This is a genomic window from Colwellia sp. (genome assembly GCF_013214175.1).
Classification (GTDB): domain Bacteria; phylum Pseudomonadota; class Gammaproteobacteria; order Enterobacterales; family Alteromonadaceae; genus Colwellia.
The window spans coordinates 562,889-580,457 of sequence record NZ_JABSPA010000001.1; the positions used below are offsets into that span (position 1 = coordinate 562,889).

A 17,569-nucleotide genomic window follows, 5' to 3' on the forward strand; every position below is an offset into this window, starting at 1 on the left:
ATTAACATGAGTAGAGGTGGTCTATTATGGTGTTTAGCTCTATAGAGTTTATCTATTTTTTTTTAGTGCCAACCTTGTTGGTGTTTTTTATTTTACGTTATTTAGCGCTGGAAAAAGCTATTATCTGGTGGTTAATCATTGCCTCGCTACTATTCTACGCTTGGTGGAGTGTTTATTACTTAATATTGCTCATTAGCTCAGTTATAGTTAATTTTTCTATTCACAAGCTTATATTGAAAAAGCAGAGCCGTTTATTCTTAACTATCGGTACGGTAATCAATCTAGCAACGCTTGCCTATTTTAAATATGCTGACTTTCTTATTGCAAACTTTAATACCATTCTTGGTGTTGAAGTGCCGTTATTACATGTCATTTTACCTTTAGCTATATCCTTTTTTACTTTTCAACAAATTTCTTTTTTATTTGATACTTATCATCAAAGAATAAGAGCGTGTAGCTTTGCTAGGTATTGTTTATTTGTTGTTTTTTTTCCGCAACTGATTGCAGGACCCATAGTCTTGCAAAAGCATACTATTCCGCAATTTACCTTAACGGTGTTTAGAAAACCGCTGTTTATGAATTTAGCGATAGGCTCAACTTTATTTGCCATTGGCTTATTTAAAAAAATTGTTTTAGCTGACTCTATGGCGCCCTTTGCGAATGACGTTTTTAATTTAGCGAATTTAGGACATTCGGTGCCAGCAGAAGCAGCTTGGCTAGGGGTGTTTGCTTATACCTTCCAGATTTATTTTGATTTTTCGGGCTATTGTGACATGGCTTTAGGTCTAGCACGTATGTTTTCTATAACTTTACCCATCAACTTCAATTCTCCGTATCAGGCTAAAAACATAGTCGATTTTTGGCGTCGTTGGCATATGACTCTATCTGCTTTTTTACGAGATTATTTGTATATTCCTTTGGGTGGTAGTCGTTATGGCAAAGTACGTCAATATATGGCATTAATGCTCACCATGTTATTGGGCGGTCTATGGCATGGAGCCAGTTGGACTTTTGTTTTCTGGGGTTTTTTACATGGTTTATATTTAGCGGTCAACCATGGTTGGTCAACGTTAACAAAAAACACGCTGTTTTCTGAATATATTCCAGCGCCAGTTATTCAATTCACCAGTCATTTAATAACGTTGCTGGCGGTTATTTTTGCTTGGGTTTTCTTTAGAGCTGAAAACTTTAGTGACGCCTTATTAATTATTACCGGCATGTTGGGACAAACGCAGTTTTATAATGCCGGAGTTTGGGCAGGAGTTGTAAATGATACAGCTATGTTATGGCTAAAAATTATTGGCTTAGCATTTACCGTACTAATTTTACCTAATTCCATTGAGTTAACTCGTCATTATCGTCCTGTTTTAAAAGTAAAAAGTATCCTAGCAAAAACAACAGGCATATCTGGGGTGGTCAAATCATATTTACTGTGGCGCCCATCAATGAGCTGGTCCATGGTGATCGGTGTAATGGCATCAATTAGTTTATTTTTTCTTTATCAAGCGAACAATATAACCGAGTTTATCTATTTTAATTTTTAAAATCGAGGATTAGCTAATAGGTATAGCCTGAATGTGTTTACAACGTTAATAGAGGTTGTTATGAGAGCTTATAAAGAAAACAGTAAATTAATATTATCTTTATTCTGGGCAGTTAGTGCCTTCTTTAGTCACTATTGTTATGCAAATGACTCAACTAATGTAAATACTTCAGTTAATTCGCTTCCACACATCGCAAGCAAACCCGTAAAAGAACACTGGTCGATTACTAATTTAAAAAATGGTTTTACCTATGACACCTCTACGCAATTAATGACAGTGAACGCCTTGCAAAAAAAAGGCCTAATTAGCGTTGCAAAGAAAGGCGAGAATTTGTTGATAAATTATTGGCAAGAAGGTGCATATCGTTCGACCATCACTTATAACAAAGAAAAACTGGTCGATGGTTTTGCTTTAGATGATGTCTCTAGAGTAACTAGCTTTCGTTTTGATAAACATGGAAATTTTGTCTATATCCGCACAGCTAAAGGTCCTAAAGTCAAAGTAAAACTAATTTTTAATAACAAACTACTTTTAACATGGCCCAGGTTAAGCAAAATAAAAATTCTTGCTTTTAAGGGCACTGAGATGATTATCTCTAGTTATGATGAAGATTTACAGCAAACAAGCTTTATTCGTTATCAGTTAAATAGCAGCAAAAATTCAATCGACAGCCAGCAATACTTAGGCAAAGTTGATGGTTGTGATGTGCTGTCAACAAAAGTCGTTTCTGCTGGCGTTTTTATTCAAAGTTATTGCCAAGTAAGTCAAGGCAGTGATATCCAGTTCCTGGATTTAACTACTCATCAATTAATCACGACCAAAGCGAGTCAGTTTGATGAGTTTTTTGGTTTTAAAGACAAAGGTGAAAACAAAACAAAACAAAAGTATAAGACCAAAGGCAGAAAAAATAATACCGTGACAATACCTGTATTATCAGTATCAGGAGGAGTACAAAGTAGACAAATATATCATGCTATTTCAGGGGTATTTAGTCAGTATTTAGGAGAGGCAATGTCAAAGGCTTCTGATGAAGCGGGTAAACAAAGCTGGAGTCAATCATATAGGACGCTAACATTAGCCGAACTCTACGAGAAAACTAATCATCCTATTTTTGCACGCATAGCCACCCAAGCCATGGCTGCCACGCTAAGACAACAAAATGATAAACAGGGCATCTTTCAAGCTCACAACCCTAAATGTGCTTGGGCTTCTAGAATATATTCTATTGATGGCACTACGCCCATTTCCTTTATGATAAATCAGGCGATGATTGCCAATAGTTTGATCTATAGCTGCAAGAAATTAAAACAGCATTGCTCAGAGGACCTTAAAACTGAAATTGAGGATAATGCTAGTTGTTTGGTGTCATCGTTTGAATATTTATTTGTTCAAAGCCAAGGCTTGTACCGGATCCCTTATGGCAGCAACTTTCGTTATGATGGATTATTCGCCCCTTGGAATTGGCAGTTAACTTGGGCTAATTTATTACAATATGTCGGAGAAAACAAAAGAAATAGTATTTATCAGCAAAGATCTTTAGCAATGGTAAAGCAGTTTATAGCAAGCTGGCACTTTACTGATGAAGCCAATAGTCGAGCATTGTGGCGTTATTGGCCACCTCATTATTACCTAGGTTGGCAGGAGGTAGATAAAGTCTCTATACATAGGCCGAAGCAAAGGCCAGTTATTGGTAATAAACTCAGGTATGAAGACCTAAATCATGCAGGTTTAAGTTTGTTGGGCTTAAGCTTTTTACAGTACCCATTAACCGCTCAACAACAAAGAGGGCTTTCTCATACCATCGACTATTTGCTCGACTTTGGCAGTATTTTGCCTAGGGACATGGATGGTAAAGGCCCGTTGAACCCTCGTTGGTCACTCGGTGCAGGTTGGCATGCTTATGCCACGCCAAGACTAACGTCGCTTTTTAGTGGCAAATTACCCGGCTCGGTATCAAGTAATAAACATTTGGCTTACGCTTTCTTGGGCAAAGCACAAAATAGCTTTAACTTACAATTTACTTTGTCCATTTGTTCGTATCAAGCAAATAGCAAAGAGTCTGAGTTTAGTTGTGAGGTTAAGAGAAAGTGGGCATGGAGAAGTATTGATGACTTTTTAACTAACAATCCATTGTTTTTAATAAAGGCTATAAACAAAAGCTAAACCCAAACCCAAAAAAGCACTATTTAACATAAAGTGTGTAACTCATGGCATCATTAGCTTATTGGCAATAATTACCAACTGAGTTTTTTTCTATAAATGGTTGAAGGACTCACTTCTAATAAAGCCGCAGCTTTGGGGATATTGCCCTGACAATGTAATATTGCCGCTTCAATGGCATGCTTTTCAACTTGCCAAAGTGGCTGGATATCATCGATTTGGCTAGCTTTATTATTGTGAAAATTAGTATTTTCTATGGCGAAAGTCGGTTGGTTGGCATTATAGCTCCTTACCGTAGTGGATAAAGATTTTATGATCATTTCTGATGTTATTTGGTCACCGCTATTTAGGATCACCATGCCATGGATGACATTTTCTAATTGGCGTATATTTCCCGGCCAATCATAAGAGCAGATAATTTGAATAGCATTACGAGAAAACTTTTTAAAATGTTTATGCTCAACTTTATTGTACTTTTTTAAAAAGAAGCTTGCGATATGGACAAGGTCTCCACCTCGCTCTCTTAAGGGAGGTAAAGCCATAGTAATAACGTTTAGTCGGTAATATAAGTCCTCTCTAAAGTCTCCATTTATTACTGACTTACCAATAGAATTTGACGAGGCCGAAATAATTTGCGCATGAAATTTTAACAACTCGTTTGTGCCTAAAGGGGAAAACTCTCGCTCTTGTACAACACGTAGCAGTTTTGCTTGCAGTGGCTTTGATAAAGTCGTTATTTCATCCAAAAACAAGCTGCCTTGCTTGGCGGCAGAAAATAAGCCTTCTTGATTGGAAACTGCGCCAGTGAATGCTCCTTTAGTGTGTCCAAAGAGTTGAGACTCCATTAAATACTCACTGAAATTGGCACAATTTACCGCAATAAAAGGTTGGTCTTTATGGTAACTTTCAAGGTGACAAGCTTTGGCTACCAACTCTTTCCCCGTACCGGTTTCTCCGGTAATAAAAATGGGCGCATTAGTGCTTGAAGCGTGTCTAATACTGTCAAACAGTTCATGCATGGTTTCATCTTCAGCCACCATACCGTGAAAGTTAATTAACCCTGTCAGTGGTATGTTGTCTTCATCACTAGGAATAACAGTAACATTCACTTTTCTACTAAGCGCCTTGTCGACCACAAATTTTAGTTCTTTATTTATCCAAGGTTTACAAATGTATTTTTCAACTACGCCAGAACTAAAAGCGGCGGAGACAAGATCAAAGTCTTGGTAGGCGGATAAAATAATACGTTGCGAGTTGGGCCAGCGGTTTTTTATTTTCTCTAATAGCTCGCAGCCACTCATTTCGGGCATGTGTTGATCTGAAATAACGACATCAGGCTGATTTACTTGGCAATACTCTAGTGCTGCATGTGGCGAGTTAAAGTCAATGACAGTAGCCTGAGTGTTATGTAAGGCTCTTTTCAATGCTTGTAATATATTGTTATCATCATCAACAAGCAGTAATACCGGTAAAGATGAACTATTGTCTTGATTTTCCATCATCGCATGCCAATTTGAGTATATGTATCTATTAATAATAGGATAAATTTGCAATTTAACAGACGTTATTTGCAATTTGCGTCTTTTTTTAACATAGTTAAACTATTGTGATCATTAATAAAGCTTTTTATTAAAGCCGTTATAAATAAGTGACCTACTTGGAAACAATGTGGGCTTGCTAGGGAAGAATAAATGGACAAGCCTTCATTACTAATACTTGATGATGAAAAGGAAGTACTTAACGCGCTAAATAGAGTGTTACGTAAACATTTTCAATTGTATTTGTTTTCAGATGCTAATGAAGCCATTGGCTTTTACCAAGATAATCCTAATATTCCGCTGATCCTCACTGATATGAGAATGCCAGTAATGGATGGGGCAACCTTTTTAGGGAAAATCATTGACATTAATCCGCACTGTAAACGTTTCTTGTTAACGGGTCATGCCGATATTAACTTAACGGTGACAGCGGTAAATGAAGGGAAAATCTGTCATTATTTTTCAAAGCCATGGGATAATGGGGAACTAATTGCTGAGCTAACCAGTGCTTATCAGCTGTACCTTAATGAAAGAAAAACTAAGCAATTATTAAAAATAAATTTGGCTAAAAATGCTGAATTGTCTCTTATTAACAGCTCACTTGAATTAGAAACCAATAAAAGCCAAAAAAAATTGCAGCTGATCTCTGCCCGGGAAGCCAATGGTTTTGTTCGGCTTAAAAAGACTTTCTCAACCTTTATTGATATTTATGCAGAAACAATTTGTTTGCATAATCAGGATGTTACTCGTCATAATTTTCGTGTTGCCGCCCATGCTAGGTTAATCGCCGAACGTCAAACTTGCGATAAACTCACCACGTTTCAAATTTATATTGCCGGCTTGTTGTATGAAACGGGTAAATTAGCACTTAAACAAAACTTACTGACAAAACCAATTGAGACCATGTCGCAACATGAAAAAAGTCTTTACAGTGGCTTTTATCAAAAAAGTTTTGATCTACTTAATAAAGTCGATGAACTGTCATTTGTTGCTGAAATCATCAAGCATATTCCGGCAAACTATAACGGTAGTACCGCACCTGACCATTTAAGCGCAGAAGAGATTCCCCTAGGCTCGCGTATTATTGCCATTGTTTCAATGTATGATAATTTAGTGAATGGTCGGCAGTCACAAGCTAAAACGTCGACTGCACTGGCTAAACATCATATTAAAGAATTAGCTAAGACCATGTTTGATTCGAGTTTAGTCAATCACTATTTAACCATACTTGATGAATATCCAAACTCAACTGAAGGCCAAGTAGATTACTTATTAAATAGTAGCGATTTACGAGAGGGCATGGTGCTAACCAGAGATATTGTCAATATAGATAAGAACCCTATGTTAACTAAAGGCACAGAGATAGAACAGCATCATATTGATAAACTAATTAAAATTGAAAAAGAGCAAGGTGAATATTTTCTTATTTATGCGCGTTAATTTATACGACTAGCTTTATAAGCTAGTCGTTATTCTATTGATATAGGCAACTTTCCAGCGTTATAAATTTCCTTTTGTCGTTGTATTGCAAACAACCAGATTAATGTAACAGTACATTTTTCCGTAGCAAGGCTATTACTTTTTCAATTATTAAAAAAGTTTAATGCCAGTTCGTTGACTTTTTTATCAGCAGTGTAAACTTAGCTACTATCTAGTTTATTAAGTATATCAAGTGCTTAATACCACAGATTGTTCCGATATTATAATTACCTATCCCTAAGTGTTTCTTTGAGTTTACGTTTTCCTATATTTTCAGTAAATTTACACACCCTTAATCTAAATGAGAATCTTTCAAGTTATGACTTTGCATGGTAAATTTGTGAAGGCTCCATGACAGCGCTGTCATGGAGCTTTCACATTCGAAAAGGTAAATTTAATTTTTCGTATCAATAATCATTCCTAAAGAATTAATAAGCGGAACAAGAGAGAATTAATGAAGTCACTTTTAGCTAAGCTAACGGTTAAGTATAAATTGTTACTGTTAACGGTTTTAACATCAATAAGTTTAATTGCGGTTATTCTTGTATCGATACAAACATTAAAGTTTAATTTGCTAGAAGACCGGCATTTACAAACTCAACATTTAACTGAAGTTGCAACGGATACAGTTAGGTATTTTTATTCGCAGTTTGAACAAGGTAATTTCACCGAAAAAGAAGCTAAGCAACATGCATTATCGGCACTAAGCAGTATGCATTACAATAAAGAGGAGTATTTCTGGGTTAATAGCATTAATTACATAATGTTATCGCATCCTAAAAAAACTCTAGTAGGGCAAAATATTGAGAATATTAGTGATCCTAATGGTGTGTATGTATTTGTTGAAATGATGCGAGTAATTAATGCACAAGGGCAAGGGGGAGTAGATTATCAATGGTATAAAAAGGGCGTTGCAAAGCCTGTTGATAAAGCATCATATGTGAAGTTATTTCAGCCATGGGGCTGGGTAATAGGGACGGGGATATATTTAGATGATGTTGATGAAATTTTTTGGCAGAATGCCGAAACACTGCTTTTAACCGCCGGACTATTTTTACTCTTGGCTACTTGGTTATCTCATCAAATAAGTGCAAATATCTATAAACCTTTACATAAAATGAGGGAGTTGATGGTTAAAGTAAATTCCAACAACGACTTAACTATAGAGTTAAAAGCTCAAGGTAGTGATGAGTTGGGTGATATTGCTCGAGCTTTCAATAAAATGATTACTGACTTTAGGCATGTCTTAATTAATATCTCAAATTCATCGGGTAGTTTAGCTGCACAAGCTGAAGAGTTATCTGCAGTTACTGAGCAAATCAATCAAGGAATGAAAATACAAAGTGATAATGTCAAAGTAGCTGACATTGCTGCTAATGAAATGGTTGTCGCTATCAAAGAGGTCGCAGAAAATACTCACACAACGCTTGAAGCAACACATGCTGCTACGGCAGAAACAAATGATTGTGTCAGTATTTTAAACGAAAACATAGCTTCAGTTAATGATCTTAGTGGTAGGGTTGAACACTCTGCTAGCCAAATAATGGAACTTAAAAATGCCAGTAAAAATATTGGGGAAATTGTATCGACCATTCAAGCAATCGCCGAACAAACCAACCTACTAGCTTTAAATGCCGCCATTGAAGCAGCCAGAGCCGGTGAGCAAGGTAGAGGTTTTGCAGTTGTTGCAGATGAGGTGAGAACATTAGCAAGCCGTACTCAAGACTCTACTGGTAATATTACATCCGTCATTGAGTTGTTACAGCAAGGTATTGAAGAAGCGGTGCATAACATGGCTCAGTGTCAGAAGCAGGCGCAATCTAGTGTTGCTTTAGCGCAGCAAGCAGGCGGTTTAGTTAGTAATATGCAAAAAGCAATGTTAGAAGTTACTGACTTAAATAATGTTATAAGTACGGCAACAGAAGAGCAACATGCAACAACGGAGCAAGTTAAAGAAATCATTCATCAAATTAATGATATGACAGAGCAAACAACCGATAGCGCAGCCCATACGGCACAGGCGAGTGAAAATTTAGCTATCTTTGCTACAGAGTTAAATGAATTAGTTGCTAGTTTCAAGGTTTAGTTTTTAACCTTTACATCTCAGGCTTACATGTGAGCTAAGGCGATGGAGTGCCTTCATAATAGATACTGAACATTATCTATACACCTAACATTGATAATTTCTCGAAGTAATATCAAAATATGAAATATTGGCTGTAATTTAATCGGCAATATACTCTTATCTAACGCTATTCTCCCCCGTAAACACTTGCTATAATGCGGCTATCTTTGTGCTAAAAACGCACTTTATACCAAGCTTTATAACAAGCGGATTGATAAGCTAATCCGTTTGTTTTAGGTTATTTTCAGAGGTTTATTTTCATGTCGGATGCCGAAAACCGCCCAACAAATTTTATTCGTAATATCATTGATGCCGATTTGGATAGTGGTAAACACACCAGTGTGCAAACACGTTTTCCACCTGAGCCAAACGGCTTTCTACATATTGGTCATGCAAAGGCTATTTGTTTGAGTTTTGGTATTGCCCAAGATTATAATGGTAAATGTAATTTACGTTTTGATGATACCAACCCTGAAAAAGAAGATATTGATTACGTACATGCTATTCAAAAAGATGTGCAGTGGTTAGGTTTTGAGTGGGCAGGGGAGGTTCGTTATTCCTCGAATTACTTTGACCAGTTACATGACTTTGCCGTTGAACTGATTGAAAAAGGCTTAGCCTATGTTTGTTTGTTAAATGCGGAAGAAACGCGTGAATATCGTGGCACTTTGAATAAGCCGGGTAAAAATAGTCCTTACCGTGATACCTCTATCGAAGAAAATTTAGCCTTATTTGCTAAGATGAAAAATGGCGAATTTGAAGAGGGCGTTTGTGCCTTGCGTGCGAAAATAGACATGAGTTCAAGCTTTATGTGTATGCGCGACCCTATTATTTACCGTGTACGTTTTGTTCATCATCATCAAACGGGAGATAAGTGGTGCATTTACCCTATGTATGACTTTACTCACTGTTTATCGGACGCGATAGAAGGCATTACCCATTCTATTTGTACGTTAGAGTTCCAAGATAACCGCCGTTTATACGACTGGGTTATTGAAAACGTATCTGTACCGTCTACGCCACATCAATACGAGTTTTCTCGCTTAAACCTTGAATACACTTTGATGAGCAAGCGTAAGTTGAATACTTTAGTCGAAGAAAATTTAGTTGATAGCTGGGACGATCCACGTATGCCTACTATTGCAGGGTTTCGTCGCCGTGGTTATACCCCTGCATCAATACGAGAGTTCACTAAGCGCATCGGTGTTACTAAAATGGAAAACACCATTGAGATGAGCGTGCTAGAAGCATGTATCCGTGAAGATTTAAACGATAATGCGCCACGTGCTATGGCTGTTTTAGATCCTATTAAATTAGTGATTGAGAACTATCCGGAAGATAAACATGAAGATCTTGTTGTTAAGAATCACCCAAGTGATGAAGCGCACGGCACACGTATTGTGCCATTTTCTAAAGAGCTTTATATCGAAGCGGAAGACTTTAGAGAAGAAGCCAACAAGAAATATAAACGTTTAGTTATTGATAAAGCTGTTCGTTTACGCGGCGCCTATGTTGTTACTGCTACACGCTGTGATAAAGATGAACAAGGTAATGTCACTACGGTTTACTGTACTTACAATGAAGATACTTTAGGTAAAAACCCAACGGATGGTACTAAACCTAAAGGTGTTATTCACTGGGTTGATGCCGATAAATCACTGGACGCAACAGTACGCTTATATGACAGATTATTTACTGTGCCAAACCCTGCTGCAGAAGATGACTTCCATAAGGTGATTAATCCTGAGTCTTTAGTTGAGATCACCGGCGTAAAAGTTGAGCCTTCATTAGCCGATGCTAAAGCGGAAAGTGCTTACCAGTTTGAACGACAAGGGTATTTCTGTCTAGATAATGACATTAAAGAGTCTGGCGCATTAATCTTTAACCGTACGGTTGGTTTGCGAGATACTTGGGCTAAAGTTAGTAAATAGTCTATAACTCAGTAAGTTTAGGTGCAGTATTTTCTGAGCTGTACGCTGTACTTAGTTTAGCCATAAAGAACTGTGCCTTTTATGAATGAAGCCAGGAGTAAGTTATTTAAACTTACTACTGGCTTTTTTTTTGTTAAATCTGTTAACCTTATATAATAAAATGTAATCCATTAACTAGGTATATTTAATGAATAAACAGTTAGTTGCCATAGTAATAGCCAGTGTTTTATTGCTATTTACCTTAGCCGGCTGTCAAGAGCCGCCTTCAGCAGAAGAAAGTGCTAAGGCTGCGCTAAGTAAGCAGGATAGCTCGAACGTTAACAAAGCTGAGTTGTGGTTGGCGGCTAAAAAAATTGTTGAGAAAAGAACTACCGGGAGAACATGGGCTGAAATAAAAGCCTCAGGCTACATTAATGCGGTAAAACTTGATTGGCAGTTAGAGTCAGCATTACCTCGTGCAGGCTCGACCAGTGCTTATCACTCTACCTTATTACAAAGCTTTGCCGATGAGCGCGGCTTAAAAATTAACTGGCTGCGAGTCAGTAACTTAGCCAACATGTTTAGCAAGCTATTGGCTTTTGACGTTGATATTATTCCAAGGCATTTAACCATAACTGTAAACCGCCTAGAAAAAGTGAGTTTTTCCTATCCATTGCTGCGTGATAGAGAAGTCGTTATTGCTAAAGCGGGTAAACATACTTTTAATAGCCAAGACGATATCACTATTTCGTTACCGGTCGGCTCAGCCTATATCGACAGTGTTAGTAAACAGTTTCCCCATTGGCAGGTTAATATTATTGAAGAGCGAGTTAGTTCACAAGAAATGGCTGACACCATTACTGATGGCTCCGCGAAATATACCATTATTGATGGTTTTGCTTTCGAAACATTAAAACAATATCGTGATGATATTCAAAGCGTATTTACTTTACCTAAAGCAATCAACCTTGCTTGGGCGGTTAATAAAGGTAATGATAATTTCCTCCATGAGCTTAATGAGTTCATTTCGGTGCACCATGTTATGCAGGTGGTTGAGCCAGAACGTAAAATTGACTTTAAACAGTTAAGAAAAGATAAACTTCCGCTGCGGGTTATCACGCGAAATAGCCCGGAAACTTATTTTTTATGGCGTGGCGAGTTACTCGGTTTTGAATATGAATTGATGCGCAAGTTTGCTGATATCAACAAGGTGAAGTTAGTTATTGTTGTTGCTGATAGCTACGCAGAAATGCTGACATTATTAGCCGAGGGTAAAGGCGATATAATTGCCGCAGGCCTGTCTCGAACTAAAGAACGAACAAAACAAATAGCTAAAGCAAAGTTAGCGACCAGTCTTCGTTATAACCGGGTAAAAGAACAATTAGTTGCTCACCAAGATAGTCTTCCTATCAACGAACTAGCCGACCTTAAAGGTCGTACTATTACCATTAGGCAGAGCAGTAGTTTTTGGACAACGGCACAAATGTTAGCGAAGGATTTTGGCGCTAATATCGTCATAGCCAAAGAAGATATTGCCACCGAGATATTAATTAGTCAGGTGGCGGATAAAGAAATTGATTTAACCATTGCTGATAGTAATTTAATCGCTATTGAGAGTAGCTTTCGTACGGAAATTATTACCCCATTAACGTTTAAAGAAGATGTGCCTTATGCCTATTTGGTTAGGCAAGGTAATCCGCAATTACTCGCTTACTTAAATGAGTTTATTAGAAAGTACTACCGCGGTACTTTTTATAATGTTGTTAAAAATAAATATTTCTACAATGAGAAATCACGGATAAGTCATAAAAAGCACCGTTTAGTTTCGGGTTCAACCTTGTCACCCTATGACGATATTGTCCGCACTTATGTACAACCCTATAATTTTGATTGGCGTCTGATTGTCTCGCAAATGTATCAAGAAAGTCGCTTTGACCCACTAGCCAGTAATGCCACAGGCGCTTTTGGCTTAATGCAAATGCTGCCTCGCACAGCCGCAGAGCTTGGTGTGGTAGATTTAAAAGATCCAGAGCAAGCCATTGCTTCAGGGGTACAGTATCTAGACTGGACACGGGACCGATTCTCTAAGGATTTGCCAGTACAGGAGCAAATGTTTTTCTCCTTAGCCTCTTATAATGCCGGTTATGGTCACGTGAAAGATGCACAGCGCTTAGCAAGGCAGCTAGGTTTAAGAAGTGATCGTTGGTTTAACAATGTCGAAAAAGCCATGTTACTACTGCAGCGCCGTCAGTATTATCAAAAGGCGCGGTATGGCTATGTTAGAGGCCGAGAGCCGGTAAATTACGTGCGTGATATTCACCAACGTTATTTAAGCTATATTCGTATTTCTGGCTAGTGGTTAGAAATGTTTAATATAACCTTGTTTAATTTTTAAGGCATATGAAATACTCCTTATTGATATTTTTACTCATATTTACGGCTTTACCGACATTGGCTGATGAAGCCGAGCCGGTACACTATGCTTATGCCAATTACTTAGGCAGTGGTATTTATCGAACCACTGGACAGAATGCTAGTTTAATTAGCATCCCGTTTTCTTATAACTTTGACGATGAGGGTAAAACAACTTATGGTTTACGTTTGCCTGTTTCGGTTGGTTTTTTTGACTTTGATTTACCGGATTTAGAATTACCTGACGAAGTTGGCACCATTACCTTTACTCCTGGGATTGCGGTTAATCATCAATATACAGAAAATTGGCTGTTCGAAAGTTATTTTGATGCCGGTTATGGCCGAAACCTTACTACCAATAGAGGAGTTAAGATAAGTTCAGCAGGTTTTTCTGCACTTTATCACTTTGGTTCGCCAGATTATGACTCTATTTGGGCTAATAGAATTTATTATGCGCGTTATGACGGTAATGGTTACGATGCTAAAGACGCATATGCGGCAGTACACTTGGGCATAGATACCGGCTTACCCTTACAGTACACGATATTAGGTTATCAATTTCAACCCAGAGTTTTTGCCACAGTCTTTTGGTACTTTACTGAAGTTAATTTTATATCGCCGCGTACTAACAGCGCTGATGAAGACAACAATGTCACCCTAACTAACAGTTTAGAATTTGGTTTTACCTTGAAATTTTCCGAAACCATAGGTTATTCTTGGGCGGGGATTGATAGACTTGGGCTCAGTTATCGTTACAGTAAAAACTTCAGCGCCTTCCGGCTGTTATTTAGTTTCCCTATATAGTTTTCTTATATAACGTTTTTGTTTACCAAACTAGCGGCACAAACATTTTAAATACCCCCAGGACTCTGACACTGTGCGAATGCTATTAAAGCTAACGGTATTTAAGGTAACAGTATTAAAGTTAATGACATTAAAAAAGAGGCTTTATCGCCTCTTCTCTTGTTTGATATTTATTGACTAAACTCGTAGTGCTTTATCACCACGAGCCATACCGACACAACCGGAACGCGCTGTCTCAATAATTTCGGTTTCATTTTGCAGGGCATCAATAAAAGCATTGAGCTTTTCAGCATTACCGGTAAGTTGTACCGTATAAACTTGCTTGCCAATATCAATTATATTACCGCGAAATATTTCCGTTATCCGTGTTACTTCAGTGCGAGTCTTATCGTTCATGGCACCGACTTTCACTAGCAGTAATTCACGTTCAATATGTTTTCTATCGGTAATGTCAGTGATTTTAATAACATCAATAAGCTTATTTACTTGTTTAACAATTTGCTCTAATACTTTGTCATCGCCCTTAGTGGCAATGGTCATACGAGACAAACTGTTATCATCGGTTGGTGCTACGGTTAAGCTTTCAATATTAAAAGCACGTTGAGAGAATAATCCAACGATACGCGATAATGAGCCTGGTTCATTTTCCATCAATATAGCTAAAATTCTACGCATTATGATTTAACTCCTTTTTTTAGCCACATTTCATCGATTGCACCGGTGCGAATTTGCATTGGGTAAACATGCTCATTTTCATCAACCATAACATCGACAAAAACTAAGCGATCTTTGATATTAAAAGCTTGTGTTAGTTTTTCATCGAGTTCATCTAAACTATCGATTTGAATACCAACATGACCATAAGCTTCGGCAATTTTGACAAAGTCAGGTAAGGATTCCATATAAGAAGAAGAATGACGGCCGCCATACACCATATCTTGCCATTGGCGTACCATACCCAGTGAGCGGTTATTTAAGGTAACAATCACTACCGATAAGTTATATTGTGAACAGGTTGAAAGCTCCTGGATATTCATTTGAATTGAACCATCGCCAGTGATGCAAATAACATGTTTATCTGGAAAGGCGAGTTTTACTCCCATAGCTGCCGGCAAGCCAAAACCCATAGTGCCTAAACCACCTGAGTTGATCCATTGGCGAGGTTTGGCAAATGGATAGTACTGTGCGGCAAACATCTGATGCTGACCGACATCAGAGCAAACATAAGCTTCGCCCTTAGTGATTTTATACATGGCTTCTACCACGCGTTGTGGTTTGATCTTGTCACCAATATTTTGCTCATAACTGTTGCTTTTAACAGCACGCCATAAGTTGATTTGCTGCCACCATTGGCTAAATGCGGCTTCATCAGGGGTGAAATTAATCTCCTTTAATTCATCAAGCAGTTGCTGCATAACTATTTCCACTAACCCGACAACGGGGATATGGGCATTGATAGTTTTCGAAATAGAAGTTGGGTCAATATCGACATGAATAATGGTCGCATTGGGACAGAATTTTTCGACATTATTGGTGACCCTATCATCAAATCGCGCACCTAGTGCTAAGATAACATCAGCATTAGCCATGCTTTTATTTGCTTCAAGGCTGCCGTGCATGCCTAACATGCCGACAAATTGCTTATGAGTACCTGAAATGCCACCGAGCCCCATTAAGGTATTGGTTATCGGCGCCTTAAGTGTTTCCACTAAGGTGGTTAGTAATTCGGCTGCATCAGCTATGACAATGCCGCCACCGGAATAAACCACCAGTTTTTTTGCACTGGCAATGGCTTGCGCGGCTTTTTTTATTTGTTTGGGGTGACCTTTGATATTCGGGTTGTAAGAGCGCATTTTAACATCGGTATTGATACTAAATGGCCCTTTATTATCTGGAGTTAAGATGTTTTTAGGCAACTCGATCACTACAGGGCCAGGTCTGCCAGTACTTGCTAGGTAAAAAGCCTTAGATATAGCATCAGGAATATCAGCTAAACTTCGACAGTTAAAACTGTGTTTGACAATAGGGCGAGTACAACCAACGATATCAGTTTCTTGAAAAGCATCATTACCTATTAGTGAACTAGCAACTTGGCCAGCAAGTACCACCATAGGAATTGAGTCATAGTAGGCAGTGGCAATACCGGTAACACAGTTGGTTGCACCAGGTCCTGATGTTGCTAATACTACGCCAACTTCGCCTGTCGCTCTGGTATAGCCATCAGCCATATGAGTGGCTGCTTGTTCATGACGAACTAGAATATGTTCAATTTCATCTTGTTGAAATATAGCGTCATATATATCTAAAACGGACCCGCCTGGATAGCCAAAAATATACTTAACTTTTAGTGCGGATAGCGATTTAACTACCATTTCTGCACCAGTAAAAAGTTCTGTTGTCATACCATCACCTTGATTCTTTTAATTTATTTAATTGAAATTTGTTACTTATATAAATATAGAGTAAATAAAAAACCCCCGGTCTTATGAAGAGCGAGGGTTTGTTGATATTCTTGCTTAATCGTTTTTGCTAAGCACAAGGTATCCCCGCTAGTGATGAAAACACCACGACGACTAAGAGGACGACATTGAGGACAGTTGCTTTAATAATCATATCAATCTAACAAAAACGAAAAAATTTAATTGGTACTATTTTTAAAGGCTTTACTCGCTGGTGTCAACCAATAATTACAAAATGGCAAGAAAAGTGTTTGATATTCTTTTATTCTAATACTTGACTGTTATTTTATTCGTTTGGATTTAATTTTATATCTTAAGTTGTAGCAGTTTTAAACAATTTAAATCACTGTTTTATCTGTATTAGTAATACATTTTGATTTATATTAACTGGTATGTTACCCGCAGCCCAATAGACTTAAATATAGGTCTTACTTTCAAAAATGGAATAAATATGACCCCAATTAAATTACTAATTATTACTGGCTTAATTGCCTTTACCGCAGGGTGTGCAACACATTCAGCGAAAGTTGATTTTGACAAAAACACTGAAATAGAAACCATTAACTATAAAACCTTTGCTTGGCTAACCAAAGGAAAAATTATGGCGCCAGCTGTTGATATTAATCCTGTTATGAAAGAAAGAGTTGATGACAGTATTGAGCAAGCTTTTATTGCTAAAGGTTACCAGTTAGTAGCGAATGCCGAAAATGCAGATTTTACTATTTCTTACACAGTAGGTAGCAGAGATAAAATTAAAGTGAATAGCTATCCGTCAACTTATAACACCGGCTTTGGCTGGGGTCGTGGCTATTACGGTGGCCGTGGTTACTACGGAACTATGTCTATGGGCACTGAAACCACGGTTAGACAATATACCGAAGGTAAATTAGCTATTGATATTTATGATGTTAAAACTCACCAGCCAGTATGGCATGGTTGGGCAACCAAGCGTTTAACTTCAGAAGATAAAGAAGCACCATCGGCAATGTTAAATGATATTGTTCTCCAAGTAGTGAATCAGTTTCACTAAAAATAACTTTATTTATCATCTATAAAAAAACGGCCTTGAGTCGTTTTTTTTTGTGCCTAAGAAAACTTATCTAAACCTAGGGAATTCGCTATGATGAAGGGGACTTTT

11 protein-coding genes are annotated in these 17,569 nt (G+C 37.8%); 8 read left to right on the top strand and 3 right to left on the bottom strand.

Annotation, left to right across the window (positions count from 1 at the left end; translation table 11 throughout):
* The first annotated feature begins 26 nt into the window (after positions 1-26).
* Complete coding sequence (locus HRT55_RS02430) at positions 27-1,544, top strand: MBOAT family protein (RefSeq protein ID WP_291618536.1); 1,518 nt, start codon at positions 27-29, stop codon at positions 1,542-1,544.
* Between the two features lie 60 nt (positions 1,545-1,604).
* Positions 1,605-3,707: a hypothetical protein gene (locus HRT55_RS02435; protein WP_291618537.1), complete on the top strand. Its 2,103-nt coding sequence runs from the start codon at positions 1,605-1,607 to the stop codon at positions 3,705-3,707.
* A 71-nt stretch (positions 3,708-3,778) separates the two neighbouring features.
* Here the strand turns inward: HRT55_RS02435 and HRT55_RS02440 are convergent, their stop codons facing one another.
* Positions 3,779-5,206, bottom strand: a complete 1,428-nt coding sequence (locus tag HRT55_RS02440) for a sigma-54 dependent transcriptional regulator (RefSeq protein ID WP_291618538.1) — start codon at positions 5,204-5,206, stop codon at positions 3,779-3,781.
* 189 nt (positions 5,207-5,395) lie between these two features.
* Here HRT55_RS02440 and HRT55_RS02445 point away from each other — a divergent pair, with 189 nt between their 5' ends.
* From HRT55_RS02445 to HRT55_RS02465, 5 genes are all read left to right on the top strand, one after another.
* Positions 5,396-6,682, top strand: a complete 1,287-nt coding sequence (locus HRT55_RS02445) for an HD domain-containing phosphohydrolase (RefSeq protein ID WP_291618539.1) — start codon at positions 5,396-5,398, stop codon at positions 6,680-6,682.
* A 493-nt stretch (positions 6,683-7,175) separates the two neighbouring features.
* Entirely contained in the window at positions 7,176-8,807 is a 1,632-nt protein-coding gene (locus HRT55_RS02450) for a methyl-accepting chemotaxis protein (RefSeq protein ID WP_291618540.1), read from the top strand.
* Between the two features lie 299 nt (positions 8,808-9,106).
* Positions 9,107-10,777 carry a glutamine--tRNA ligase gene (gene glnS, locus HRT55_RS02455; protein ID WP_291618541.1) on the top strand — a complete coding sequence of 557 codons (1,671 nt, stop codon included), beginning with the start codon at positions 9,107-9,109 and terminating at the stop codon, positions 10,775-10,777.
* Positions 10,778-10,964: 187 nt separating this feature from the next.
* On the top strand, positions 10,965-13,112 hold the full coding sequence (locus tag HRT55_RS02460; protein WP_291618543.1) for a transporter substrate-binding domain-containing protein: 2,148 nt from the start codon (positions 10,965-10,967) through the stop codon (positions 13,110-13,112).
* A gap of 44 nt (positions 13,113-13,156) precedes the next feature.
* The gene (locus HRT55_RS02465; RefSeq protein WP_291618544.1) at positions 13,157-13,972 is read left to right on the top strand and encodes a hypothetical protein; all 816 of its coding nucleotides are present in this window, start codon (positions 13,157-13,159) and stop codon (positions 13,970-13,972) included.
* Positions 13,973-14,149: 177 nt separating this feature from the next.
* On the opposite strand, the gene ilvN is transcribed toward HRT55_RS02465, so the two are convergent.
* Positions 14,150-14,647 carry an acetolactate synthase small subunit gene (ilvN, locus tag HRT55_RS02470; protein ID WP_291612047.1) on the bottom strand — a complete coding sequence of 166 codons (498 nt, stop codon included), beginning with the start codon at positions 14,645-14,647 and terminating at the stop codon, positions 14,150-14,152.
* Positions 14,647-16,374: an acetolactate synthase 3 large subunit gene (locus HRT55_RS02475; protein ID WP_291618545.1), complete on the bottom strand. Its 1,728-nt coding sequence runs from the start codon at positions 16,372-16,374 to the stop codon at positions 14,647-14,649. Before HRT55_RS02475 ends, ilvN begins: the two co-directional genes overlap by 1 nt.
* 508 nt (positions 16,375-16,882) lie before the next feature.
* Here HRT55_RS02475 and HRT55_RS02480 point away from each other — a divergent pair.
* A complete protein-coding gene (locus tag HRT55_RS02480) occupies positions 16,883-17,461 on the top strand; it encodes a DUF4136 domain-containing protein (RefSeq protein WP_291618546.1) in 579 nt (192 codons plus the stop codon).
* Positions 17,462-17,569: the final 108 nt, after the last annotated feature.

Coding starts and splice junctions, on each gene's coding strand:
- HRT55_RS02435 (WP_291618537.1), top strand. CDS start 1,605: ATGAGAGCTTATAAAGAAAACAGTAAATTAATATTATCTTTATTCTGG.
- HRT55_RS02440 (WP_291618538.1), bottom strand. CDS start 5,206: ATGATGGAAAATCAAGACAATAGTTCATCTTTACCGGTATTACTGCTT.
- ilvN (WP_291612047.1), bottom strand. CDS start 14,647: ATGCGTAGAATTTTAGCTATATTGATGGAAAATGAACCAGGCTCATTA.
- HRT55_RS02430 (WP_291618536.1), top strand. CDS start 27: ATGGTGTTTAGCTCTATAGAGTTTATCTATTTTTTTTTAGTGCCAACC.
- glnS (WP_291618541.1), top strand. CDS start 9,107: ATGTCGGATGCCGAAAACCGCCCAACAAATTTTATTCGTAATATCATT.
- HRT55_RS02460 (WP_291618543.1), top strand. CDS start 10,965: ATGAATAAACAGTTAGTTGCCATAGTAATAGCCAGTGTTTTATTGCTA.
- HRT55_RS02450 (WP_291618540.1), top strand. CDS start 7,176: ATGAAGTCACTTTTAGCTAAGCTAACGGTTAAGTATAAATTGTTACTG.
- HRT55_RS02480 (WP_291618546.1), top strand. CDS start 16,883: ATGACCCCAATTAAATTACTAATTATTACTGGCTTAATTGCCTTTACC.
- HRT55_RS02465 (WP_291618544.1), top strand. CDS start 13,157: ATGAAATACTCCTTATTGATATTTTTACTCATATTTACGGCTTTACCG.
- HRT55_RS02475 (WP_291618545.1), bottom strand. CDS start 16,374: ATGACAACAGAACTTTTTACTGGTGCAGAAATGGTAGTTAAATCGCTA.
- HRT55_RS02445 (WP_291618539.1), top strand. CDS start 5,396: ATGGACAAGCCTTCATTACTAATACTTGATGATGAAAAGGAAGTACTT.